This window comes from Collinsella sp. AF05-9, from assembly GCF_003465595.1.
In the GTDB taxonomy this organism is placed as follows: domain Bacteria; phylum Actinomycetota; class Coriobacteriia; order Coriobacteriales; family Coriobacteriaceae; genus Collinsella.
Genome location: NZ_QSBB01000002.1, coordinates 39,981 through 64,561, shown reverse-complemented (window position 1 = coordinate 64,561; position 24,581 = coordinate 39,981). Strand labels below are relative to the sequence as shown.

At 58.1% G+C, this 24,581-nt stretch carries 19 protein-coding genes and 4 tRNA genes; 21 read left to right on the top strand and 2 right to left on the bottom strand.

The features are described 5' to 3' along the window. Positions 1-6 precede the first annotated feature (6 nt). Positions 7-477: a 23S rRNA (pseudouridine(1915)-N(3))-methyltransferase RlmH gene (rlmH, locus tag DWV43_RS01040; protein WP_089572673.1), complete on the top strand. Its 471-nt coding sequence runs from the start codon at positions 7-9 to the stop codon at positions 475-477. A 73-nt stretch (positions 478-550) separates the two neighbouring features. Continuing rightward, positions 551-1,321, top strand: a complete 771-nt coding sequence (gene proC / locus DWV43_RS01035) for a pyrroline-5-carboxylate reductase (protein WP_117736220.1) — start codon at positions 551-553, stop codon at positions 1,319-1,321. A gap of 158 nt (positions 1,322-1,479) precedes the next feature. Here proC and DWV43_RS10240 read toward each other — a convergent pair whose 3' ends face one another. After that, the gene (locus tag DWV43_RS10240) at positions 1,480-1,653 is read right to left on the bottom strand and encodes a DUF6724 family protein (RefSeq protein WP_168170424.1); all 174 of its coding nucleotides are present in this window, start codon (positions 1,651-1,653) and stop codon (positions 1,480-1,482) included. A 111-nt stretch (positions 1,654-1,764) separates the two neighbouring features. On the opposite strand from DWV43_RS10240, the gene serS reads away from it, so the two are divergent. The 7 genes from serS (at position 1,765) to DWV43_RS01000 (ending at position 7,070) form a co-directional block, all read left to right on the top strand. Then, a complete protein-coding gene (gene serS / locus DWV43_RS01030; protein ID WP_117563693.1) occupies positions 1,765-3,048 on the top strand; it encodes a serine--tRNA ligase in 1,284 nt (427 codons plus the stop codon). Between the two features lie 171 nt (positions 3,049-3,219). Beyond that, positions 3,220-3,597, top strand: coding sequence for a hypothetical protein (locus DWV43_RS01025; protein WP_117816968.1), 378 nt, complete (start codon positions 3,220-3,222; stop codon positions 3,595-3,597). Between the two features lie 79 nt (positions 3,598-3,676). Continuing rightward, positions 3,677-3,753: transfer RNA gene (locus tag DWV43_RS01020), tRNA-Arg, on the top strand. 164 nt (positions 3,754-3,917) lie between these two features. Further along, positions 3,918-3,994, top strand: a tRNA-Arg gene (locus DWV43_RS01015). Between the two features lie 189 nt (positions 3,995-4,183). After that, positions 4,184-4,260, top strand: a tRNA-Arg gene (locus tag DWV43_RS01010). 185 nt (positions 4,261-4,445) lie between these two features. After that, the gene (locus tag DWV43_RS01005; RefSeq protein ID WP_117816967.1) at positions 4,446-6,887 is read left to right on the top strand and encodes a lipopolysaccharide assembly protein LapB; all 2,442 of its coding nucleotides are present in this window, start codon (positions 4,446-4,448) and stop codon (positions 6,885-6,887) included. A gap of 92 nt (positions 6,888-6,979) precedes the next feature. Then, a tRNA-Ser gene (locus DWV43_RS01000) sits at positions 6,980-7,070 on the top strand. 131 nt (positions 7,071-7,201) lie between these two features. Here DWV43_RS01000 and DWV43_RS00995 read toward each other — a convergent pair. Beyond that, positions 7,202-8,542 carry a D-alanyl-D-alanine carboxypeptidase family protein gene (locus DWV43_RS00995; protein ID WP_158549379.1) on the bottom strand — a complete coding sequence of 447 codons (1,341 nt, stop codon included), beginning with the start codon at positions 8,540-8,542 and terminating at the stop codon, positions 7,202-7,204. A gap of 197 nt (positions 8,543-8,739) precedes the next feature. Between DWV43_RS00995 and DWV43_RS00990 the strand changes: the two genes are divergently transcribed. The 12 genes from DWV43_RS00990 (at position 8,740) to DWV43_RS00935 (ending at position 24,401) form a co-directional block, all read left to right on the top strand. After that, positions 8,740-9,435, top strand: a complete 696-nt coding sequence (locus DWV43_RS00990) for a response regulator transcription factor (protein WP_117583803.1) — start codon at positions 8,740-8,742, stop codon at positions 9,433-9,435. Positions 9,436-9,460: 25 nt separating this feature from the next. After that, positions 9,461-10,699: a sensor histidine kinase KdpD gene (locus DWV43_RS00985; protein ID WP_117816966.1), complete on the top strand. Its 1,239-nt coding sequence runs from the start codon at positions 9,461-9,463 to the stop codon at positions 10,697-10,699. Between the two features lie 103 nt (positions 10,700-10,802). After that, positions 10,803-11,678 (top strand): phosphate ABC transporter ATP-binding protein PstB, encoded by an 876-nt coding sequence (gene pstB, locus DWV43_RS00980; RefSeq protein ID WP_199569326.1) that lies wholly within the window; start codon positions 10,803-10,805, stop codon positions 11,676-11,678. A gap of 64 nt (positions 11,679-11,742) precedes the next feature. Next, on the top strand, positions 11,743-12,471 hold the full coding sequence (locus DWV43_RS00975) for a response regulator transcription factor (RefSeq protein WP_089572665.1): 729 nt from the start codon (positions 11,743-11,745) through the stop codon (positions 12,469-12,471). A 3-nt stretch (positions 12,472-12,474) separates the two neighbouring features. Beyond that, complete coding sequence (locus DWV43_RS00970; RefSeq protein ID WP_117634258.1) at positions 12,475-13,899, top strand: cell wall metabolism sensor histidine kinase WalK; 1,425 nt, start codon at positions 12,475-12,477, stop codon at positions 13,897-13,899. Between the two features lie 195 nt (positions 13,900-14,094). Continuing rightward, the gene (locus DWV43_RS00965; protein WP_117816965.1) at positions 14,095-14,751 is read left to right on the top strand and encodes a YveK family protein; all 657 of its coding nucleotides are present in this window, start codon (positions 14,095-14,097) and stop codon (positions 14,749-14,751) included. Positions 14,752-14,753: 2 nt separating this feature from the next. Then, entirely contained in the window at positions 14,754-15,491 is a 738-nt protein-coding gene (locus DWV43_RS00960; RefSeq protein WP_117816964.1) for a CpsD/CapB family tyrosine-protein kinase, read from the top strand. 17 nt (positions 15,492-15,508) lie between these two features. Beyond that, positions 15,509-16,159, top strand: a complete 651-nt coding sequence (locus tag DWV43_RS00955; protein ID WP_055250497.1) for a tyrosine-protein phosphatase — start codon at positions 15,509-15,511, stop codon at positions 16,157-16,159. A 39-nt stretch (positions 16,160-16,198) separates the two neighbouring features. Further along, entirely contained in the window at positions 16,199-16,699 is a 501-nt protein-coding gene (locus DWV43_RS00950) for a GNAT family N-acetyltransferase (protein WP_117816963.1), read from the top strand. A gap of 202 nt (positions 16,700-16,901) precedes the next feature. Then, a complete protein-coding gene (gene htpG / locus DWV43_RS00945) occupies positions 16,902-18,926 on the top strand; it encodes a molecular chaperone HtpG (protein WP_117816962.1) in 2,025 nt (674 codons plus the stop codon). Between the two features lie 510 nt (positions 18,927-19,436). Beyond that, positions 19,437-22,211, top strand: coding sequence for a YhgE/Pip domain-containing protein (locus DWV43_RS00940; RefSeq protein WP_233539186.1), 2,775 nt, complete (start codon positions 19,437-19,439; stop codon positions 22,209-22,211). Beyond that, on the top strand, positions 22,212-24,401 hold the full coding sequence (locus DWV43_RS00935) for a YhgE/Pip domain-containing protein (RefSeq protein ID WP_117816960.1): 2,190 nt from the start codon (positions 22,212-22,214) through the stop codon (positions 24,399-24,401). The last annotated feature ends 180 nt before the right edge of the window (positions 24,402-24,581 follow it).

The following is a 24,581-nucleotide window of genomic DNA, read 5'->3' as shown; positions in this document are numbered from 1 at the left end:
GCGCGCGTGAAATACACCGTCGTTTGCGTCGGTAAGCTCAAGGAACGCTTTTGGAAGGACGCGTGCGCTGAGTACACCAAGCGCCTAGGTGCCTATGCCAAGGTGGATATCCGCGAGGTGGCCGATATCGACCCGGCTAAGGCGGGCGGCGTGGATGTCGCGCGCGACAAGGAGGGGGCGGCGATTCTTACAGCCCTGCCGCCTCGAGCACATGTGATCTTGCTGGCCATTGAGGGCAAAGAGCGCTCGAGCGAGGAACTTTCGGCGCGGCTCGATGATCTTATGCTACGTGGTAACAGCGACATCGCCTTTGTAATTGGCGGATCGGACGGCGTGAGCGATGACGTGCGCGCACGAGCCGACGAGATGCTTAGCTTTGGACGTATTACCTTGCCGCATAACTTGGCGCGCGTGGTGCTGCTGGAGCAGATCTACCGCGCCTGCAAGATCAGCCGCGGCGAGCCGTATCACAAATAGGTCAGCAATACGAAACAATGGCGTGGGACAATAGCTTTCGTTTTGAGGAATGTGTCTGAAAGGACTATGTGATATGAAGATTGGATTTGTCGGTTTTGGCAATATGGCGAGCGCTATGGCCGATGGCTGGATCGCTGCCGGTGTAGCTGCGAGCGACATGTGCGCCTGTGCGGGTCGCTACGACGCACTGGTTGAGCGCTGTGAGGCGCGCGGGATGGCCGCTTGCCACGATGCCGCCGAGGTTGTCGCCGCATCCGATATCGTGGTCGCTGCGGTCAAGCCGTACATGATCGAGAAGGTATTCGCCCCGCTCAAGGATGCTCTTGCCAAAAAGGTCGTTCTGTCGGTTGCCTGGACCTGGGACAGTGCCAAGTGGGAGCAGGTCCTGCCGGGCGTCGCGCATATCTCGACGGTGCCCAACACGCCGGTTTCGGTGGGCGAGGGCGTCATCGCCTGCGAGAAGGCTTCGACGCTTAACGACGAGCAGCGTGCTGTGGTGCTCGACCTGCTCGGTAAGCTTGGCGCTGTCGTCGAGCTCGACACAAGCCTGCTGTTTGTGGGCGGCACGGTGGGTGGTTGCGCTCCGGCGTTTGTCGCCATGGCAATCGAGGCCCTGGGCGATGCGGCGGTCAAGCACGGTATCCCGCGTGCGGATGCTTATCGCATTGTGAGCCAGATGGTGCTGGGTACGGCAAAGCTGCAGCTTGCAACTGGCCAGCATCCTGCGGCGATGAAGGATGCCGTATGCTCGCCCGGTGGTGCCACCATCAAGGGCGTCGTTGCGCTCGAGGACGCCGGCATGCGCAGCGCCCTGGTCAAGGCAATCGACGCAACCCTCCAGTAAAACCGACCAAAAAAGGGACAGGTTTATGTTGGCAGGTTTTTCCTGCGGTTTTGTCCTTTTAGCGAAAAGTGCCCCGCAACTGGCTCAATTCCAGTTGCGGGGCACTTGCGTTTGCCCAGATAAAACCGACCAAAATAAACCTGTCCCTTTTTGGCAGGTTAGTCCCAGAAGCTGTCTTCTTCGTCCTCGGACTTGGGGCCGCGGTCGACATACATCTTATGGGTGCGCTTCTCCATTACAAAGGCAATAATCGCAAACAGCAGGATGCCGCCGGCGAAAAGGATGGCAAAACCGGTGCGGGTGCCAAACAAAAAGGAAAAAACTGCGTCCATTGGGTGCCTTCTTGCGTAGTTGAGTTGGGTCGTAAACGCTCATAAGTATATACTTGCCCATACATGTACAAGGTTGCAACCTAAATGGAATGTATATCGCCGGAGGATCTAATGCTTGATATCAAGTTTGTTCGCGAGAACCCCGATGCCATCGATGTCGCCATGGCTAACCGCCAGACGTCTTGGGATCGCGAGAAGTTCTTTGAGCTCGACGACGAGCGTCGTGCCGTCATCACTGAGGTTGAGGAACTTCAAGCCACGCGCAATGCCGAGTCCAAGAAGATCGGCGCCCTGATGAAGGAGGGCAAGAAGGACGAGGCCGAGGCCGCCAAAGAGGCCGTGCGCGCCGTCAACGAGAAAATTGACGGTCTGGCCGAGCGCCGCACCGCCCTCGAGCAGGAGCAGTACGACTTCATGGCTCACCTGCCCAACATTCCTTGCGAGGCCACGCCGTACGGCAAGGACGAGGACGAGAACATCGAACGCCGTCGTTGGGGCACCCCGCGCGAGTTCGACTTCGACTTTAAGCCGCACTGGGATCTGGGCACCGACCTCGACATCCTTGACTTCGAGCGCGGCAACAAGCTCTCCGGCAGCCGCTTCACCGTTCTCGGTGGCGCCGGCGCCCGTCTTGAGCGCGCCCTCATCAACTTCTTCCTCGATACGCACACCAGCCGTGGTTTTAAGGAGTGGTGGCCGCCCATCGTCGTCAAGCGTCAGACCATGTTCGGCACGGGCCAGCTGCCCAAGTTCGAGGACGACGCCTATCACGTCTCGGGCGACAACTTCCTGATCCCCACCGCCGAGGTCGTGCTCACCAACCTGCACGCCGGTGAGGTCCTCGACGCCGATACCCTGCCGCGCCGCTACACCGCCTTCACCCCCTGCTTCCGCGAGGAGGCCGGCTCCGCTGGTCGCGATACCCGCGGCATCATTCGCCAGCACGAGTTCGACAAGGTCGAGATGGTCAAGTTTGCCAAGCCGGAGGAGTCCGACAAGGAGCTCGAGAGCATGACCGCCGAGGCCGAGTTCCTGCTGCAGCAGCTGGGTCTTCCGTATCGCGTGATTAGCCTGTGCACCGGCGACCTGGGCTTCTCTGCCCGTCAGACCTACGACGTCGAGGTCTGGCTGCCGAGCTACAACGCCTACAAGGAGATCAGCTCCTGCTCCAACTGCGGTGACTTCCAGGCCCGTCGCGCCAACATCAAGTATCGCGACCCCGAGAACTTCAAGGGTTCGCGCTATCTGCACACCCTCAACGGTTCCGGTCTGCCGGCTGGCCGTACCATGGCAGCCATTCTGGAGAACTACCAGAACGCTGACGGCACCATCACGATCCCCGAGGTTCTGCGTCCCTACATGGGCGGCCTCGAGAAGATCGAGCCGGTCGCGTAACTTGGCTGCATAGGGGATTTGCGAGGGCGCTCCTTTTAGGGGCGCCCTTTTTGTGTACGGCTATACCATGCCGTGTGGACAGCTCGATAGAAAACACACGAACAAGTGTTCTGTGTACGTGCATCTACCTGCTATGCTTTTGCTAACTAAGAGCAAGAGAAAGGGGATGTGATGGAGCTGTTCGACGAGCGGGTTGTTTTGTTCCAGCGCGATGAGGGCGAGGAGTACCTGCTGGTAACGTGCGAGCCGTCGGGTATGGGTGGCTTGGTGGTTCGGCAGACGAGTGAGGGACCATTGACGCAATGGTGCTATGAAGAGTCGCCGCATGTGGTCGAGACCTTTGTGACGCACGAGGGGCTTGTGGCGCTTGAGCGGTTTTATGAGGTGGGAACTTCTAACCAGGTGGCGCGCATGCTGAGTATCTCGTTTGCCGACTACGACTGCGCCCAACGGGTGCGTTCGCTTTTGGGGGAGCTTGGCGCCGGGTTCGATGTGATTGAGAAGCCAATCGATCGCACAAGAAGCGCTGATGCTTGTGGTGCAGCGTGACAAATTGCGGCCCGCGCAAAAAAAGTTTGAGATTTTGCTTGACTCTAACGAACTAAAGTGGTTTTATATGTCTTGCGCTGCGGCGTTACCTCAGCTGGATAGAGGGTCTGACTACGAATCAGAACGTCATAGGTTCGAATCCTATACGCCGCACCAATTGAAATTGAAAGCCTCCGGCAACGGGGGCTTTTCTTTTATGGCAACACCGCATGGATTCGAACCTCGGTCGAGGCACGAACAACTTAATTATCACTCCGTAAAATTTTTTCTAATTGTCGCTTGACCCATCGGGGGCTCGCGTGCATAATAATCCGTGCGTTGCGGCGTTACCTCAGCTGGATAGAGGGTCTGACTACGAATCAGAACGTCATAGGTTCGAATCCTATACGCCGCACCAACTGAACTTTAAAGCCTCCGGTAATGGAGGCTTTTCTTATATGTCGACATACTTGAGGAGTTGCTTTCGCCGTGTTTGAAAGTATCGAGTCGATCGACTGCATCAAATGATTAAAAATCAAATTCGATAACTTTTTTTGAAAAAATGCTTGACCATTATTCAGTCCCTGTGCATAATAATCAACAAGTTGCGGCGTTACCTCAGCTGGATAGAGGGTCTGACTACGAATCAGAACGTCATAGGTTCGAATCCTATACGCCGCACCATTTGAGATTAAAGCTCCCGGCAACGGGGGCTTTTCTTTTACGTAAACACCGCATGGATTCGAACCTCGGTCGAGGCGCGGGCGTAAAGCGGACGATTTCCTGTCGACTCGTGTAAGATTCCGAGTAGATGTCGCGACTAATTCGCGACCACTCCTTCTTCAAGCGACCGATCAGGGTGATACTTCGTGGCAGAGCGTCCGACATACAAGCTCAGGTTTCTCGATCCCAAGAAACGCTTTCCGGCGATGCCCGAGCAGCCAGCGGGACGCTCGTATGGCGTGGTCTGGAAACTCTTTGGCGAGGATCAGCATGAATCTTGTTATGTCGTCGAATTCGTTGGCAAAAGTCGTGTGTCGCTTTTGGGCTACGTAAGCGTTTCGGGTGAGGTGTACAAGGTGGACCGTCCCGTTAGCGAGGCTCCGCTGCCCAACGATCCCGACATGGAACTGGTCCTTGACGAGTCGGATTCCAGTATTGGTGAGATTATGGTAAGGGAAGCCAACGGTGCAATGCACGCGTGCGCACAAACTTCCGGCTCTCCCGAAGGCCCCATGCGCGAGCAGTCCGACCGCGCGACATGGAATTCGACCCGCGCCCTTCCTTACGGCGAGTTCATGGCCTCGATGTTCTTGCGCTACGTGATATTTGCCAACTCCGAAAGCGCTATTGCGAACACGGCGGGCGTCGACGGTCTCGATGCGGACATGCAAAACGTTGTCGACAAGATCAAGCTCGTAAAGTTACCCGAGCCGGTCGAGGTGTTTTTGGGCTTTAACACGGCACCGCTCCCCGATGCTATCGAGACGCTGCTTTACCGCGTTGACCATGCCGAGAATCCGAGCGGTATCGAGCGTTATGCCGCCGCCCTTATGAGCGAGGTCGACTTGCCCCATCTACGCACCATTGCCGCCAAGTCCGAAATGAGCCTAGCGCGCATCGACCGGTCAAAGCTGTTCTATCTCAATTTTGATCGCAGCTTGCTGGACCAGGACGAGATCGACATGCTGCTTGCCATCGAGTGCCGTCTCAACCGCCTCTCCGGCATCCTTGAGCGCATCGGGGCCGGATTGGTCCCCGCGGCATCCTCGCCGAGCCTTGAAGGCTGTGCGCTCTTTGATTCGTGGCATATCGCCAAGACGACCAACGATGTTCCCCGACTGCTCGATACAACCTCGAGCGACAACCCGTGGTCCAAACCGGGAACGGTGGCTTGTCAGCCGGGCGGTGAGTGGGATGTGCGTACCCGCTTCGCACGTATTGTCGAGGCACTTAACGTGGTCACGCGGCTCGACTATACCTATCGGGCAAACGTTGCCGAGGGGATCATGCTCGTTCGGTTTGGGCAGTCTGTCGTTGATGCCATGCCGCAACGTGAATACGACGCTCAAGATGACGCCTGGCGCGAGTTGGACGAGGACGCGCGTGCGATCTGGGCCGCGGAGCACGATGCGCGCGTGGCGCTCACGCTTGCAGCAGCGTGTTTTGCCGCGGGCACCTGCATCACGCGCTGCTATGTGCAGATTGCTGCTCCCGACAGTGAGCAGGGCGAGCGCGTTGTTGCAACGTATTTCTTTGGGCGCGCGGCCTATCTGGCCGATTGCGTGCCTGTCGCCAAGGATCTTGAGAGCATGGACATGGACGATATGCCGTGCAAGCGTGTGCTTGAGGCATATGAGGCAACCGCTCCGGAGACGATTGAGCCGGCGGAGGTTCATGCTCGTCCGCGTGATGACCATCGCATGCTGCCGCCGGCGCTGCGCGATCTGCTGCTTGCCGATACGGCTGACGAGCTGGAGGTCATGGAAGAGGACGACGACCCATACGTGGCCCGTGTTGTTGAATTGCGCGAGCAGGCAAAAGTCGACCGTACAGGTGCTTTTGAAGGCTTTTCCCGTCTTGTCGAGGAGTTGGAGGCCAAGTGCGCCGTCGCCGAGCTTTTGGCGACAGGTCCGGTTCAAACGCAGTTTTGCGATAACCAGCTGGTGCGCATGGTGCTACCGGTGTTGGAAGAAGACCGCTCTGTGCGAATCCTTCGTGCGCCCGATGCGCTGTACTTTGCCCAGCACGAGATCTGCAGCTTTTACGCCGAGCAAGAGGACTTTGAACGAGCACTGCCCGAGGTGCGCCATCTTTACGATCTGGCGCGCTCGTCCATGCAGTCGCACTTTGCGCTCATCAACGTGCTTGCGCGTCTGGAGCGCTTTGACGAGATTATCGAGGTGGCGCGCCACGGCCTACGTATTGCCAGCGATCGTTCTGCAATCGGCTACCTGTTCTATCGCTTGGCGTTTGCCTATTGGAATTGCGATCAGCTCGACCTGGCGCTGGCTTGTTACCGTCTGGTGCCGCGCGGCGAGGAGTCGGGCAGCAGCGCGCTGGAAGAAATGCAGGGCCTTATGAACGAGATGGGCGTCAGCGAGCCTCCGACGTTCGAGGAAGCGGTCGAGACCATCCACAGGGCTGGACTAGAGCTGCCGCCAGTGTCCGCCGTGACGAATCAGCTGGCAGATGCCGCTGTGCAACTGGTCGACAACGGTTTCTTTTTCCTGGCGCGCGGTTGTATCTTCCAAATGTGGCGCACCATGGGCAACGACGAGCTCGGCTCCCTCAACCGCTCGCTGGGGTAGGCGAAGCTTTCAAGAAGGAAAGGCTGCTAGGCAATTAGAAAATTTCCTCTTGCTCATCCTTGGCTGTTTGGTTACTATAGAACGGCTGTTACGGAGAGCTGACCGAGAGGCCGAAGGTGCTCGCCTGCTAAGCGAGTATGCCCCAAAAGGGCATCTGGGGTTCGAATCCCCAGCTCTCCGCCAGTATGACTTGAAAGAAGGGTCCCATTTGGGGCCCTTTTTTGTGCGGAGAAAGGAGGCTGGGGATTCGAACCCTCAAAAAAAGAGGCATCCTTTCGGACGCCTCCTTTCAGTGGACTTATTATTCTTGCGCCCTACACCTCGGGCGCCTTGGCGACGGTCTCGCTTTCTGCCGTGAGTGGGCGGTTGTCGATGCGACGGCCCAAGCGATCGAGCTTCACGAGTAGCCATTCAATGGGATTCGGCCCTGCGCCTTCCTCGTCGGCAACTAGGTCCATGACGGCGATCTTGGTGCCGTCCTGCTTGAGCGTGACGCTGCCCACCTTGTCGCCCACATGCACCGTGCCCGAAAGATCGTCGTAGCTAACCTTTTCGGTCACCTCGCCGGCAAGGGAAAACACGGTCGCTTGCGCCGTAGGATCGGCGAGTGTGGCGTCGATCGTCTTATCCGTCCAGTCGGTTTGGCCAATGCGCGCCATAAGCGGGTTGCCGTTGGCGGTCTTTTCCTGTGTGTTGGCGATTGCGACCGTCACCTTGTGACCGTAGTACCAATTGGCAAGGGTTGCGGTATCGGTAAAGCGCTGGTCGGTGGTGGTGGAGTTCAAAACGACGGTGTAGATCTCGTCGCCGTCGCGGTTGTAGGCGCTCGTAAAGCAATAGCCCGCGTCGTCGGTGGTGCCGGTCTTGCCACCGATGTTGCCATCTTGGCCCAGCAAATAGTTATGCGTGTCCATGGAATGCGAATGGTCGGTGCCGTCGGCGCCCGTGACCTCGATCCAGGAATCCTCGCTCGCTACGACCTCGCGGATCGTGTCGTTTTTCATGGCCTCCTGCATCATCAGCGCTACGTCGTGTGCGGTTGAGTGCATATCGCCAGCCCACTCATCAAAGTCCAGACCATGCGGGTTTTCAAAAAGCGTACCGGTGCAGCCGAGCTTCTTAGCGCGCTCGTTCATGGCCTTCACAAAGGTTGCCTCGGCGTCTTTGGTCTTAGGGTCGATCTTCTTGCCCACATATTCGGCGAGCACGATGGCGGCGTCGTTGCCCGAGGGAATCATCAGGCCGCGCAGTGCCTGCTCCACGGTAAGCTCGTCACCTTCGAGCAAGCCGGCGGTCGAATTACCCACGGTGGCTGCGGCGTTGCTCACCGTGACCTTCTCGTCCATCTTGCAATTCTCGACGGTTAGGATTGCGGTCATGACCTTGGTGATCGAGGCGATTTTGACCTGCTCATCGGCGCCGCGCCCGTAGTAGACGGTGCCGTCTTTGCCCATGACGAGCGCATTGGTCGCATCGATATCGGGCAGATTATCGGCCGTGATGCCGCGCGCATCGGCGGTTTTGCCGCAGACATTGTCGGTCGTGAGCACTTGGGCGCCGGCGACGGTGGGCACGCCAGCGGCAAGGGCGATAGCGCAGACAAAGCCGGCGGCAAGCTGGGCTGAGCGCTTTGCAAAAGAGGTGAGGGACTTCACAGATTTCGCTTTCGACGGGATGGTCTCTTCTGGAACTAGAGTATATCGTTTGCCGGTGTCGGCAATCATCGCGTGCGTGCGTGGCCCACATCCGCGCCCGAACGGGCACAAGGGTGCTTAAGGCCGACTTAATCACCCACGCTTGTTGTGTGTGGCATGCGCCCCCTCGGGCATAATGGAGCGCGAGAGGAGCACGCATGAACGAGCACATTTTGGTAGTTGATGACGAGAAGGCCATCGCCGACCTAGTTGGCATCTACCTTACAAAAGAAGGCTTTGACGTACAGGTCGCCTATAGCGGGGCCGATGCTGCCAAGGCAATCTTGGAGCAAGAGTTCGATCTGGCGCTGCTGGATGTCATGCTGCCCGATATCGATGGCTTTGAGCTGTTGCGTACGATCCGTTCCAGCCATACCTATCCCGTGATCATGCTGACGGCGCGCGATGCCCAGCAAGACAAGATCGAGGGCCTTTCGCTTGGCGCAGACGATTATGTGGTCAAGCCGTTCCGTCCGCTGGAGCTCATTGCACGCGTTCATGCTCAGCTTCGTCGTTATACCAGCTACGGCAGCCGCGCACAGGCGGCCGAGTCGCCGATCATCCAGCTCGACGGCCTCGAGATCAACCGCGACGCCCGCTCTGTGACGGTGGACGGTGCGCCGGTGCGCCTTACGCCCATCGAGTATTCCATCTTGCTGTATCTGGTCGAGCATCGTGGTAGCGTGGTGCCCGTGGAGGACCTGTTCCGCGCGGTGTGGAACGAGGACTTTATGCCCGGCTCCAACAATACGGTTATGGTGCACATTCGCCATCTGCGCGAAAAGATCGGCGACGATGCCCAGAAGCCGCGCTTTATCAAAAACGTCTGGGGCGTCGGCTACATAATCGAATAACGCCTTTGATGGTGGGGGAGTAGATATGACAAAAGACGATAGGCGGGCATTCGAGGTACCCGATCGACTCTTTGAATACGTAAGGGCGGTCGTTGACAACCGTGCGTTAGCGACGGTGCTGCTCTTTTTGCTGAGTCTGCTGCTCATCGGCATTGACAATATCGTTGGCATCCTGGCAGTTCTACTCATTGGCTTTTTGCTGATTGATCGATTCGAAATCGTTCGCCGCTGTGTGGTGATCGGCGGCGCCGCGTGGACAATTACGTTGGCGATCGGGTCCATGGCGCTTGGCGGTATTGGCGAGCCCGTATTCTTTGACGCCGGCTTTGTGTTCAACATGCTTGGATTTGTGCTGGCGCTTGCCGTGTGCGTCCTGTTCTTCTGCGGACGCGCCCTGTACTACCAGGGTTACGAGCAGGGCGAGCTGCACGCCGACCGCGTGATTGCCGCCCGCATTCAGGACCGTCTGATCGATAACCCCGACACATGGGACAACATTGACGGCGACTTCCTCGAGGTCGAGGGCGCGCTCAACCGGGCGCGCGATTGCGAGCGTAGGGTTCAACAAGCCCTGCGTGACGAATCCCACCGCAAAGATGACCTGGTGACGTACCTGGCGCACGACCTGCGCACGCCGCTCGCCAGCGTGGTGGGCTACCTTTCGCTTTTGCAGGAGGCCCCCGATTTGCCGCTTGAGCAGCGCACGCGTTTTACGGGCGTGGCGCTCGACAAGGCGCACCGGCTCGATGCACTCATCGAAGAGTTCTTCGATATCACGCGCTTTGACTTCCACGATATCGTGCTCACGCGCGGCTATGTTGATCTGGGGTTGCTGCTGGCTCAGGTGGCTGACGAGTTCTATCCCATCCTCAACGAGCAACATAAGGAAGCCCAAGTTGATATTCGCGAGGACCTGACGGTGCTCGTGGATGGCGACAAGATGGCCCGCGTGTTCAACAACATCATGAAAAACGCCGTCGCCTATAGCTATGAGGGCTCGACTATCACGATTGAGGCCAGGCGCCAAGACGATGGCGGCGTGCGCGTGCGCTTTATCAATCAGGGCGATCCTATCCCTGCGGCTAAGCTCAAGGTGATCTTTGAGAAGTTCTATCGCCTGGATGCGGCGCGTGCGACCAATCGCGGTGGTGCCGGTTTGGGCCTTGCTATTGCCAAGGAGATCATCGCGGCACACGGCGGTACCGTTGCATGTGAATCGACGCCCGAACACACGATATTCACCATCGAGCTGCCCGCCGCATAGCTAGCGTGCCCTTACAAACACTTGACAATGTGCTCACGTGCGTATGAGCCGCGATTCCTACTATCGATACTGCTGAATTGATATCGATATGGAGGTGTGCGGTATGACGGCTGCTGCGGCTGTGGAGCCCACGGAGCTTGAAGAACTCATGGAAGCGCAGGCCGAGGCCGCGCATGAGCGCGAGGTTGGGGATGCGACTCGCCCCACGGCAGAGGATCTTGCCGCCTCGCCGACGCGCATCGATGTCGAGGGCCTCGACCTGTTCTATGGCGACCACCATGCGCTCAAGGACGTGAATATCAAGATTCGCGACAAGCAGATCACCTCGTTCATCGGGCCTTCGGGCTGCGGAAAGTCCACGTTGCTGCGCTGCTTTAACCGCATGAACGACGGCATCAAGGATTGCCGCATCGAGGGCAAAATCGCGCTCGATGGTCAAGATATCCTGGGCGATTACGACATCTGCCGTTTGCGCCAGCGCGTGGGCATGGTGTTCCAGCGCCCCAACCCGTTTCCCATGAGCATCTACGACAACGTCGCCTACGGTCCTCGCGGTATGGGTGTGCGCGACCGCGCCGTGCTCGATGAGCTGGTCGAGGACTCCCTTCGTCGCGCTGCGCTATGGGATGAGGTCAAGGACAAGCTCAAGGAGTCGGGCCTGGGTCTTTCGGGCGGTCAGCAGCAACGCCTGTGCATCGCCCGCGCACTTGCCGTGCAGCCCGACATTCTGCTGATGGACGAGCCGACCTCGGCGCTCGACCCTGTGTCGACGCTCGTGGTGGAGCAGCTTGCCTGCGAGCTCAAGGAGACTTGCACGCTGGCGGTTGTGACGCACAACATGCAGCAGGCCGCGCGTATTTCCGATTCCGTCGCATTCTTTTTGCTGGGTGAGCTGGTGGAGCACGCGCCTGCCGCGCAACTCTTCAAGAATCCGTCCGATCCGCGTACGGCGGATTATTTGACGGGGCGTTTTGGCTGATACCATCTAGTAAAGGTACCTTTAGGGTTAAGATGCGGTCATGCCGGCCGCAAAGGGGTTCAACATGATCTATTACGTCGAGGACGATGACAACATCAGGGATTTGACAGTCTACGCGCTGCGCAAGCAGGGAATCGAGGCCGAGGGCTTTTCGTGTGATGGCGAGTTTAAAGCTGCCGTGGCGCGACGGGTGCCCGATGCTGTGCTGCTCGATATCATGCTGCCCGACACCGATGGCTTGGCGATTATGCGTCGTCTGCGTGCCGATCGCCTGACGGCGACGGTGCCCATCATGATGCTTACCGCCAAGGACACCGAGCTCGACAAGGTGATGGCGCTCGATGGCGGTGCCGACGATTACCTGACTAAGCCGTTTTCGCTCATGGAGCTTGCGAGCCGCTGCCGCGCACTGCTGCGTCGCGGCGGCATGGTCAAGCAGGCGAGCGATGTGCTCAGCGTGGGCGACATCGTGCTCTCGCCCAGCCATCGCGAGGTGACCGTTGCCGGCGAGCCGCTTAAGCTCACCCTGCGCGAGTTCGACCTGCTCGAGTACCTCATGCGCAAGCCCGGCGTGGTCTTTACCCGCGAGTCGTTGCTGCAGAGCGTGTGGGGCTGGGACTTCGACGGCGGTTCGCGCACCGTTGACGTGCACGTGCAGACGCTTCGCCAAAAACTGGGCGAGCATGCCAGCGCCATCGAGACCGTGCGCGGCGTGGGTTATCGCCTGGCCGAGCCTTCTGCCGGTGATGGTGCCGAAGGCGACGACACCGCGGCCACCGCATCGGAGGAGTAACCCGTGGTCTTCGCCCCCCAGGGAAAACATACGCTGTCGCACCGCGTTTTTGTGACGATCTTTGTCTGCGCCATGGCGGTTATCGTGGCGTTTACGGTGCTGGGTGCGTTCTTTGTGCAAAACACTTTGGCGGATGCCACGAGTGCCAATCTGGCGCAGGAAACCGAGCTCATTGCTGCCGCTCTCGACGAGCAGCAGGAGCCCATTCCGTTCTTGCGAAGCCTCGATCGCGAGGATCTTCGTATCACGCTGATCAATAAGGACGGATCTGTTGCCTACGACAACGAGGCGTCGCCTTCCACACTGCCCAACCATGGCGATCGCCCCGAGGTCATCGAGGCCTTTGAGAGTGGTTCGGGTTCCGCGGAGCGCGCAAGCTCTACACTCGACGAGATTATGCTGTATCGCGCCGTCACCCTTGATAACGGCCAGGTCGTCCGCTTGGCGCAGGCCCAGCCTGGCGTTGCGGCGATTTTGCTGTCGATGCTGGCGCCGATGCTGCTTATCGCAGCAGCGGGTGCGGTACTCTCGTTTTTTATGGCGCGCCGTGAGTCCCGTGCCATCATCGCGCCGTTGCAAGAGGTGGATTTGGATCACCCACGCCGTAGCTATGAGCACGCCTATGCCGAGATGGTCCCCATGCTTGAGCGTATCGAGTCGCAGCGCCAGGAACTCAAGCGCCAAATGGCGGTGCTAGCGGACAACGACCGTATGCGCCGCGAGTTCACGGCGAATATCACCCATGAGCTCAAGACGCCGCTTACGGCGATTTCGGGCTATGCCGAGCTCATCGCAAATGGCATGGTCGAGGGCGAGGACGACCTGCGCAACTTTGGCGGTCGCATCTATCGTGAGGCGGGCCGCTTGGCAGCGCTTGTCAACGACATCCTTACGCTGTCTAACTTGGACGAGGCCGAACGTGCAACTGAAGGCGAGGCAGTGCCCATTGGGTCCACGGAGCCTATTGAGCTCTCGCGTGCGATCTACGCGGTTGAGCAGCGTCTTGAACAGGTTGCCCGTCAGGCGAATGTGACGATAAGTCATGAGACCAAGCCTGTGGTCATCGAAGGCGTGTCGCGCTTGGTCGACGAGCTCATCTATAATCTGGCAAGCAACGCCATCCGCTACAATCGGCCCGGCGGTACGGTTACGCTGCAGTGCGGCACTAACGACGAAGGCCATCCGTTCCTCGCTGTCGCCGACACGGGAATCGGTATCGCGCCTGAAGAACAGGGCAAGGTATTTGAGCGGTTCTATCGCGTGGACAAGAGTAGGTCCAAGGCACGCGGCGGAACCGGCCTGGGGCTTGCCATTGTCAAGCATGCGGCCCTGTATCATCACGCCACGCTTGATCTGTCGAGCGAGTTGGGCGTGGGAACCACCATTACGGTGACGTTTCCCATACAGCAGGACGAGCCATTCGCATAGCGATACAACACAGATATTGATGTAGACGCCGCATTTGACTTTCGGGTGCGGCGTTGTTGTGCAATTTTACGATTGCTTCCGACATTTTTACAGGAGAGCCTGTTTCTTATGTATAGAGTTTGGTCTCGGTAAAAAGATGCGATAACATACGGACAGTTTTGTCAATCCGAACTGGGGAAATGAAAGGCAAGCTGCATGACCCTTCTCGAACTGTTCCAGCTGCTGAAGAAGCACCTCAAGCTGGTCATCACCCTTCCGGTGGTCTGCGCGATCGCCATGGGCATCGTGTCCTTCGTTGCGATGGACAACACCTATACCGCGACGACGAGCATGTACATTCTCGCCAAGACCGACGATAGCGGTCAGATGAGCTACAACGATCTCTCGGCGAGCCAGATGCTTTCCAACGATATCGCCACGCTGCTGGATAGCGATAGCGTTAAGAGCGGCGCCGCCAAAGAACTGGGCCTCACCGATTTGGATGACTACAAGGTGTCTGTTTCCTCCGAGACCACCACGCGTGTCATTACGCTTTCGGTTACCGGCACCGATGCCAAGGAGTCGGCTGAGGTCGCAAAGGCCATTGCCAGCTCGGTGAGTACGGTCGCTCAGAACGTCGGCGCTGCCCAGAGCATCAACGTTATCGACGAGGCTAAGACCCCCGAAGCCCCCAGCGGCCCCAAGCGCACGCTGTATATTGCCGTCGCGTTCCTCGCCGGTATCTTTATCGCAGTTGCCTATGTCGTTTTGGCAGACATGCTCAATACCCGCATCCGCGGTGCCGAAGAGGCAGAAGAGCTCCTGGGTATTCCCGTTGTTGGCCGAATTCCGGCTATGAAAGGTGGTAAATAGGCATGGCTAAGGCAAAGAACACCGATAAGCTCGTTGTGCAGAATGCCGCCAAGACCCTTCTGGCCAACATCCGCTTTGCGAGCGTGGACGACCCCATTCGCACCATCACCGTTACCTCCTCGATTCCCAACGAGGGCAAGTCTACGGTTTCCATTAATCTTGCTCAGGCAATCGCCACGAGCGGCAAGAGTGTCCTGCTGGTCGAGGCTGATATGCGTCGCAGGTCCCTTGCCGATATGCTCGGCGTCCGCTCCCGCGGCGGACTCTATGCAGTCCTGTCCGAGCAGGTTTCTATCGACCAGGCGATTGTCGAGACAGGTCAGAAGAACTTCTACTTCCTCGATGCCGAGCCGCACATTCCCAATCCTGCCGACATCATCGTCTCCCATCGCTTTGCCAAGCTGGTAAAGGCACTGTCCGCCAAGTTCCAGTACGTCATCTTCGATGCTCCTCCGGTCGGCACCTTCATCGATGCTGCCGAGATTGCCAGCTTGACCGACGGCGCGCTGTTCGTGGTGCGCGAGGACTTTACCAAGCGCGAAGAGGCGCTCAACGCTATCGCCCAGCTTAAGAAGTCCGAGAAGGTCAAGCTCATCGGTACCGTCATGAATTACTGTGAGACCGAGACCAGCGAGTACTACTATTCTTACTACACCAAGGACGGTAAGAAGGTTAAGAAGGGCTCCGACGATCGGGGCACTTCCAAAAAGGGCATCTTCACCAACCGAGCAAACGTTTAGTTGATTAAGGCTGACCTATGCGTGACATTCATTGCCATATCTTGCCGGGTGTAGACGACGGCGCCGCCGATCTCGAAGAGAGCTTGGCGATGCTCGAGGCTGCCAAGCGGGCCGGTGTAACCAGAATCGTTTGCACTCCTCACTGCCGTGATCCCTATTTTGATTACGACAAGATGTGGGATGCCTTTGAGTTGCTGCGCGATAACGCTGACGGTTTTCCGCTCCAGATGGGCTTCGAGGTCAACCATCGAAAGCTCGTTGAGCTTGGTATCGATGCCGCGGATCACTTGCATTTCGATGGGACCAACGAGTTTCTGCTCGAGCTTTCGACGCATGCCGATGCGTATGCGTTTAGAGAGTACGAGAACACGATTTACGATTTGCAGTGCCGTGGCTACCAGGTGATCATCGCTCATCCTGAGCGCTATCGTGCGGTTCAAAAGGATGTAAGCGTGGCGGAGCGCCTGGTCGATATGGGCTGCAAGCTGCAGGCTTCGGCGGACTTTATTGCCGGCGGTCGCTTTGGTCGCGAGAAAAAGCCGGCACAGCGCCTGTTCGATCAGAACCTGTACAGCTTCATCGCGAGCGATGCCCATAACGTGGGTCATTACGACTGCCTGGCGAAGGCTCGCGCGAAGTTTAGCGTGCGCGGAGCTCATTTTCGCTAAAATCTGTCCCTAACGTTCGCATTGAATGAAAGGGCAGCCATGGATATCCAACTTAAGACGGGATGCTTTGATGACGCGGCGTTGGTGCGCCGCGTCGTTTTTATGGACGAACAGGGCTACGAGAATGAGTTTGACGCTATCGACGAGGATCCGAACTGCATCCATGTGACGCTCTATGTAGACGGTGAGCTTGCCGGTTGCTCGCGCGTGTTTCCCGAAGAGCTTGAGCGCGCGGCTGACGCAGAGGCTCCGGTGTCGCCGGCGTGCGACTTGGACGAAGGCGTCGCGGCGGGGGAGACCTACATTATGGGGCGCGTGGCCGTGCTGCCGAGCATGCGCCGTCGCGGTTTGGCGAGCAAGATTGTCGAGGCCAGTGATACGTGCGCGCGTGATGCCGGCTCCAAGCTCATTAAGCTGCACGCGCAGGAATACGTGCTACCACTCTATGCCAAGGCGGGTTACACGCAGATTGCCCCGGTGGACTATGAAGACGAGGGCCAGCCCCATGTTTGGATGGCCAAGCGCGTAGATGGCAGATAGGGACGTTCCTTTCCTGCCGGCAGTCGGGGACACTCCTTGGCAATTGGTGCATCAGAGCGTTTGGACATACAGTTTTTCGATTCCGTATGTATATATGCGCGCTAATGGGTTATAAAATCTAAGTCTGAACATAGCAGGTCTGCAATGCGGCTCGGGCAACCGGGCCGTTTTTGCGGACGGGGGTAGCGCGAAAGGACTGCACATGCGTCAATTTAAGACCGAGAGCAAAAAACTGCTCGACCTCATGATCAACTCCATCTACACCAATAAGGAAATCTTCCTGCGCGAGCTTATCTCCAACGCGAGCGATGCCGTCGACAAGCTCAACTTTAAGAGCCTGCAGGATCCGAGTGTCAAGCTCGACCAGGGCGACCTGGCCATCCGTGTTTCCTTTGATAAAGATGCCCGTACCATCACCATTTCGGATAACGGTATCGGCATGACCGCCGAGGAGCTCGAGCGCAATCTGGGCACCATCGCCCATTCCGGCTCCGAGGAGTTTAAGACTGAGAACGCCGAGCAGCAGGGTTCCGATGTCGACATCATCGGTCAGTTTGGCGTGGGCTTCTACTCTGCCTTTATGGTTGCCAGCCACGTAAAGGTTGTCAGCCGCGCCTATGGCGAGGACACCGCCCACGTTTGGGAGTCCGACGGTCTTGAGGGCTACACCATCGAGGATGGCGAGCGTGCTGAGCACGGTACCGATGTCATCCTGACGCTGCGCGAGAACGAGAAGCTCGACGCCGACGGCGAGGCCGAGACCTACGATCGCTTCCTGACCGAGTGGGGCCTCAAGAGCCTGATTCAGCAGTACAGCAACTATGTGCGCTACCCGATTCAGATGATGGTGAGCAAGAGCCGCCAGAAACCCAAGCCCGAGGACGCCGGCGACGACTACAAGCCCGAGTACGAGGACTACCAGGAGCTCGAGACCATCAACTCCATGACGCCGATTTGGAAAAAGCGCAGCTCCGACGTTGAGCAGAAGGATTACAACGAGTTCTACAAGTCCACGTTCCACGACTTTGACGATCCCGCGCGCACTATCAGCTTCCATGCCGAGGGTACGCTTGAGTACGATGCGCTGCTGTTTGTGCCGGGTCGCGCCCCGTTCGATCTGTACAGCAAGGACTACGAGAAGGGCCTGGCGCTCTACAGTTCCAACGTGCTGATTATGGAGAAGTGCGACGACTTGCTGCCCGACTACTACAACTTTGTGCGCGGTGTCGTGGACTCTGCCGACGTGACGCTCAATATTTCGCGTGAGACGCTGCAACAGAACCGTCAGCTCAAGGCCATTGCCAAGCGTGTCGAGAAGAAGATCACTGCCGATCTTGAGGACATGCGCGACAACGACCGCGAGGCCTACGAGAAGTTCTTTGAGAACTTTGGCCGCGGCCTTAAGTACGGCATCTACTCGAGCTATGGCATGAAGGCCGATGAGCTCGCCGACCTGCTACTGTTCTGGTCTGCCAAGGAGCAGAAGATGATTACCCTGGCCGAGTATGCCAAGGGCATGCCCGAGGATCAGAAGGCCATCTACTACGCCGCCGGCGACTCGCGTGAGCGCTTGGCCAAGATGCCCGTGGTAAAGGGCGTGCTCGAGCGCGGCTATGACGTGCTGTTGCTGACGCAGGATGTGGATGAGTTTACGTTCCAGGCTATGCGTGAGTACGTTGCCGCCGATATGCCTAAGATCTACGAAGACGACGCCGCCCGCGAGGCTGCCGAGAAGGCCGTTGCCGACGGTGCCGAGCCCGAGGTCGAGGATCGTCACCTGGAGCTCAAGAACGTCGCGACTGGCGATCTTGATCTGGCGACCGAGGACGAGAAGAAGGAGGCCGAGGACGCCACCAAGGAGAACGAGGACCTCTTTAGCGCTATGAAGGAGGCGCTCAGTGACAAGGTCGAGAAAGTTGCCGTCTCCGCGCGCCTGACCGATGCCCCCGCTTGCATCACCACCGAGGGTCCGCTTTCGCTCGAGATGGAGAAGGTGCTTCAGAAGGGTCCTGAGGGCGCGCCCGACGGTATGCCCAAGAGCCAGCGCGTGCTCGAGCTCAACGCCAAACACCCGGTCTTCGCCAAGCTCGTCGCTGCCCAGAAGGCCGGCGACGCCGACAAGATCAAGCAGTACTCCGGCCTGCTCTACGATCAGGCCCTGCTGGTCGAGGGCATCCTCCCTGAGGACCCCGTTGCCTTCGCAGCAGCTGTCTGCGAGCTTATGTAATTGGGTAGTTACGCGGTTCTACGAACCGCGTAACTACTCGACGCTGCCCTTCGTTCCGCCGTTCTAACGAACGGCGGACCAGCCGACGCTGCGCGGGCACCAGAGCGACAACTTGTCATTCAAAGAGGACGGCATGACCAGAAGGTCTATGCCGTCCTCTTTTCATGCCAATTTGTTCGCTCTGGTGACCGCTCGCTGGCATTACCAAAACATCGACGGTCCAATAATGATCCCTTGGGGACGGAGAAAAAGTGGTCGTTGGGGGACGTTCTTGTTTGACTGGTAGTTTAAGAACGCCCCCGATGACTATTCGGATTGCTAATTTGTGCGGGTTGTGGTTTTGTGACCTGCTGAAATTTGAGATACTGTACAACTGTACGTTAACTAATCTTCGTAGTATATTGCTACCCGCAAAACTCAATACCATTGTGCTTCGAGACGCTAAAGCGCCTACGTACAATGGTTTTTGATAGTACGATTTGATTCAACGACAGGATGGATGGTCCAAGCGTGAGTCTCGGCAGCAAACTATCCAACGCAAAGGTCTCCTTTGCGATATTTAAGCGCGACATTAAGCGACTGCTTATGAACCCCGTCGCCCTGGTGGTTACCTTGGGCGTGTGCGTCATTCCCTCGCTGTATGCCTGGTACAACATCGTTGCCAACTGGGATCCGTACGGAAATACCCAGGGCATTAAAATCGCCATCGCCAACAACGATCAGGGCACCCAGAATGACTTGGTGGGCGAGCTCAATGCAGGCGATAAGGTGGTCGACCAGCTCAAGGAAAACGATCAGCTGGGCTGGACCTTCGTCGACTCGGCTGCCGATGCCAAAGAGGGCGTCGAGAGCGGGGAATACTACGCGGCGATCGTAATCCCCAAGAACTTCTCCGACAATCTTGTCTCGATGCTCGATGGCAATTACCATCAGCCGAAGCTCACCTATTACGTCAATGAGAAGAAGAGCGCCATTGCGCCCAAGGTCACCGATACCGGTGCCAACACCATCGAGGAGCAGATCAACTCGGAGTTTGTCTCCACGGTGGGCGAGACTGTTGCCAGTATCGCCAAGGATGCCGGTGTCGATTTAAAGGACAAGGCAACCCAGACTCAGGACTCGCTGACAAGTTCGGTGTCCGAGGCATCCGACACCTTGGGTGAGGTGCGCGATTCGATTGGCGATATGAATGCCGCCATCGATAAGACGAGTGGCGCTATCGCCTCGGCTGATGCGGCGCTTGCCGGCTTGCAAGGTCAGGCACCGTCGCTGACGCAGGCAATCTCCCAGGGCAACGACCTGCTGGGCGAGGCTCGCGCCACGGCGGGCAACTCTATCACCTCGCTCTCCAAGGCACTCTCGGAAGGTAGCCTTGCACTCACCAAGACGTCAGCCTCCGCGAACGCTGCGATTGGCAAGCTAACGGGTACGGTCACATCTACGACCACCCGCATCGACAACTCGCTCGAGTCTCTCCAGGCGACGATCGATCACAATAAGGCCGTTATCGGGCACTTGGAGATTCTCGTTAATGACACGTCGACAGGTTCCGAGGAAATTGACGCGCGCATTGTATCGACCATCGATTCGCTTCGCGAGCAAAACCAGAAGCTGCAGAGCATCAAGGATGGCCTTTCTGCACAATCGAGCGCCATGGCAAACGACGCTACGGCAATCTCGAACGCGAGCAACGCACTCAACGCGGCAATTCAGACCGGTACGGCTAACCTCGGTCAGGCTCAGACCGATCTGGGTCAGAACGCACTTCCGAAGGCTTCGAGCGCGCTTGACTCCTTTGCCGCCGTTTCGGGCGATTTGACCGGCATTGTGTCGGGTATGACCCCCACGATAGCGAGCGCGCGCGGCACGCTGGCGCAGCTCGACGCCACGCTCAAGCAGGCAAAGACCACGCTGTCCCAAACCGACGCCTCCCTTGCCAAGGTTCAGGACAAGCTCGTGACCGCCGCCAATGACATTGCGGCGCTGCAGACCTCTGAGTCTATGGGCGAGTTAGCCGACCTCATGGACGTCGACGTCAATGACGTGGCAGATTTCATGGCATCTCCGGTTGAGCTGACGTCCAAGTCAATCTATCCGGTCAAGAGCTTTGGCTCGGGCATCGCGCCCTTCTACACCAATCTGGCGCTGTGGGTAGGCGGCTATGTGCTCATCGCTATCTATAAACTCGAGGTCGACCGCGAGGGCATCGGTAGCTTTACGGCGCGTCAGGGCTACTTTGGCCGCTGGCTGCTGCTGGTGATCCTGGGTGCGTTGCAGGCCATCATCGTTACGGTGGGAGATCTGGTCATTGGCGTTCAGTGCGTCAATCCGCTGCTCTTTGTACTGGGCGGCATCGCTATTTCGTTCACCTACGTCAACATCATCTATGCGCTGTCCACCACGTTTAAGCATATCGGTAAAGCCATTGGCGTCATCCTCGTCATTGTGCAGATCCCCGGCTCGTCGGGCATGTATCCCATCGAGATGATGCCCGGCTTCTTCCAATGGCTGCATCCGCTGCTGCCCTTCACCTATGGCATCAACCTGCTGCGCGAGACCGTCGGTGGCATGTATTCGTTCAACTACCTGTTCAACCTGTGCATCCTGGGCGTGTTCCTTGCCATCGCACTCTTTATTGGCTTGCAGCTGCGTCCGCTGCTGCTCAACCTCAACCTGCTCTTTGACAAGCAGCTTTCCACGACGGGCCTCATGATCTGCGAGTCCAACGACCTGCCGCGCCAGCGCTATTCGCTGCGCACGGCCATGCGCGTCATGCTCGATTCGGATTCGTACCGTCGCGAGCTGCTCGATCATGCCGTGGCGTTTGAGCATCGCTACCCGTACTACATCAAGGGCGGTTTTGCCGCCGTGGTAGGCGTGCAGGTTCTGCTCTTTGTGCTTTCGACGGTGCTCGATATCGACAATAACGGCAAGATCATCCTGCTCGTTATCTGGATCATTTCGGTTATCGCCATCTGCGGCTGGCTCATCAACATCGAATACATCCGTGCGAGCCTCAATACCCAGATGCGTATCTCGGCGCTTTCGGACGAGGACCTTCGCCGCGAGATGCGCGAGCACACGGCTGCCATCCCTGCCGCCCGTCGCATGTTTGGTCTCAACGCCAGCGAGCGTGGCGCCAAGGGAGGCGAACAGCCTACGAGCCGTCTGTCGCATATCGGTGCGCATCGTAAGGCTCAAGATGCCGACGGCGCTGACAACGTAAACGGAAACGACGGGGACACCACCTCGCTTGGCAAGCACTCTAAAGGAGGTGAGGCATAAATGAAAAACATCCTGCACCTGTTTAAGCGCGATGTCCAAAACGTGTCTCGCTCCGTGATCGGCATGGTCGTCGTGATGGGCCTGGTCATCGTGCCATGTCTCTATGCATGGTTTAACATCGCCGGAAGCTGGGATCCCTACGGCAATACCGGCAACCTTAAGATTGCAGTGGTCAACACCGATGAGGGTTACGAGAGCGATCTGATTCCCGTCGAGGTCAACGTGGGCGAAAACGTAACCGCCACCCTGCGCGGCAACGAGAACTTCGACTGGGTCGTCCTCAACGACCGTGATAAGGCGATTGAGGGCGTTAAGTCGGGCGCGTACTACGCTGCCGTCGTTATCCCTAAAACGTTTAGCGCCGACATGATGACGCTTTTCTCGACCGAGGTGAAGCACGCCGATATCGAGTTCTATGAGAATCAGAAGGCCAACGCCATCGCACAGATCGTGACTGAAAAGGGTTCGAGCGCCGTCCAGAGTCAGGTCAACGAGACCTTTACCAAGACCATCACGACCATCGGCCTTAAGACCGTGTCCAGCCTGCTCGACTATATGAGTACCGACCAGGTGAGCAGCTTTATCGCCAATCTGTCCTCGACGCTGGGCGATTCGGTCGAGGACCTGCAGGACGTTCAGGCGAGTGCGACGTCGCTCGCGGGCATTTTGAGCTCCACGTCCGATTCACTGACATCGGCGGGCGGCATGCTCAAGCAGACGGGCACCGTTGATGAGTCGACGAAGCAGCTGATGGAGCACGCCAAGAGTGGCATCAATGATTCCAAGGAAGCGCTCAAGGCCGCCAACGATGCCGTTGACGCGGCGATTGACGGAAGCGCGGGCTCGTTCGACAACGTGTCCGCCGAGCTTGCGAAGGCATTCGATGCCGCGAATCAGCATGTTGACCTTACGGTGTCTCAGCTCAACGAAGCCGCAGCGGCGCTCAATACGCGTGCTGACGATATCGATGCGATGACCGATCAGCTCCGTAACCTTGCCGACCAGGTGAGTGATGACAAGCTCAAAGACGGTCTCGAGTCCGCTGCGACGTCGCTGGGCAGAATTGCCGTGGAGTACCGCAACAATGCGAAGGACCTGACGGCGACCGCAAAGTCCCTTTCGGACGGCATGGCGGAGGTCAACAACTCGCGTGCCGAGGTCGACCAGGCCATCGCCGATGCCAAGGCGGGTATCTCGGGAGCCAAGTCCGACTACGATTCCACGTTCTCGGTTAAGGCCAAGGAGCTCAAGAAGACCATTTCGGGCGTTCTGGATTCCCTGAACGGTATCTCGGGTGACTTGGATAGCGCCGTGAGCGGTCTGACCGACGCCTCTGGCTCGCTCGCAAAGGGCCTCTCCAAGGCTGCGACGCTGGTCAACAAGGCTTCCGATCAGCTGGGTGAGGCATCGGACAAGATCAGCGCCTTTAAGGACGAGCTCGATGGCGCCCTGATGTCGGACGACCTTGCCACGATCAAGACGATGATCGGCAACGATCCCGAGGGTTTGGCCGTGTCGCTTTCCGGCCCCGTCGCGCTCGACCGCAAGCCGGTCTATCCGATCCGCAATTACGGTTCGGCCATGGCGCCGTTCTATACGATCCTGTCGCTGTGGGTCGGCTCGATCGTGCTGGCGGCCATGATGAAGGTATCGGTTGACGATGAGCTCATCAACGAGCTGATCCCCGTGCGCCTGCACGAGATCTACCTGGGCCGCTACCTGTTCTTTGGAGGTCTGGCCCTGCTGCAGGCGACACTCGTGTGCGCGGGCGACATCCTGTTCTTTGGCACCCAATGCGACAACCCGCTGCAGTTTGTGCTGGCGGGTTGGGTCGCGAGTCTCGTGTTCTCCAATATCGTCTACACGCTCACGGTTTCGTTTGGCGATATCGGCAAGGCGCTCGCTGTCGTGCTGTTGGTCATGCAGGTCGGCGGTTCAGGCGGTACGTTCCCCATCGAGATGACCGGCCCCGTGTTCCAGGCGATCTACCCGTTCCTGCCGTTTACCCACGGCATCAACGCCATGCACGCCGCCATGGCTGGCGCCTACCATATGGAGTACTGGATTGAGCTGGGTATCTTGGCGAGCTACCTGATTCCGTCGCTGGGCCTGGGCGTCGTCTTCCGCCGCCCGGTCATCAAGGCCAACGACTGGATCATCGAAAAGCTGGAGTCGACCAAATTGATTTAGCGCGACAATGTGGCGTTGACGGAACATCGAGGCCTTCCGGCTCGACGCTTTAGTTGAGTGAATTGCATGAGCTGCTTGGTTGTTGCTACAGTAGCGGGGCGTGCCGGGGGTCCGGCGCGTCCCGTTTTTATTTGACCATGAGGCGGCACGCAGCCATACGCGTGCGGACACCACGCCCAG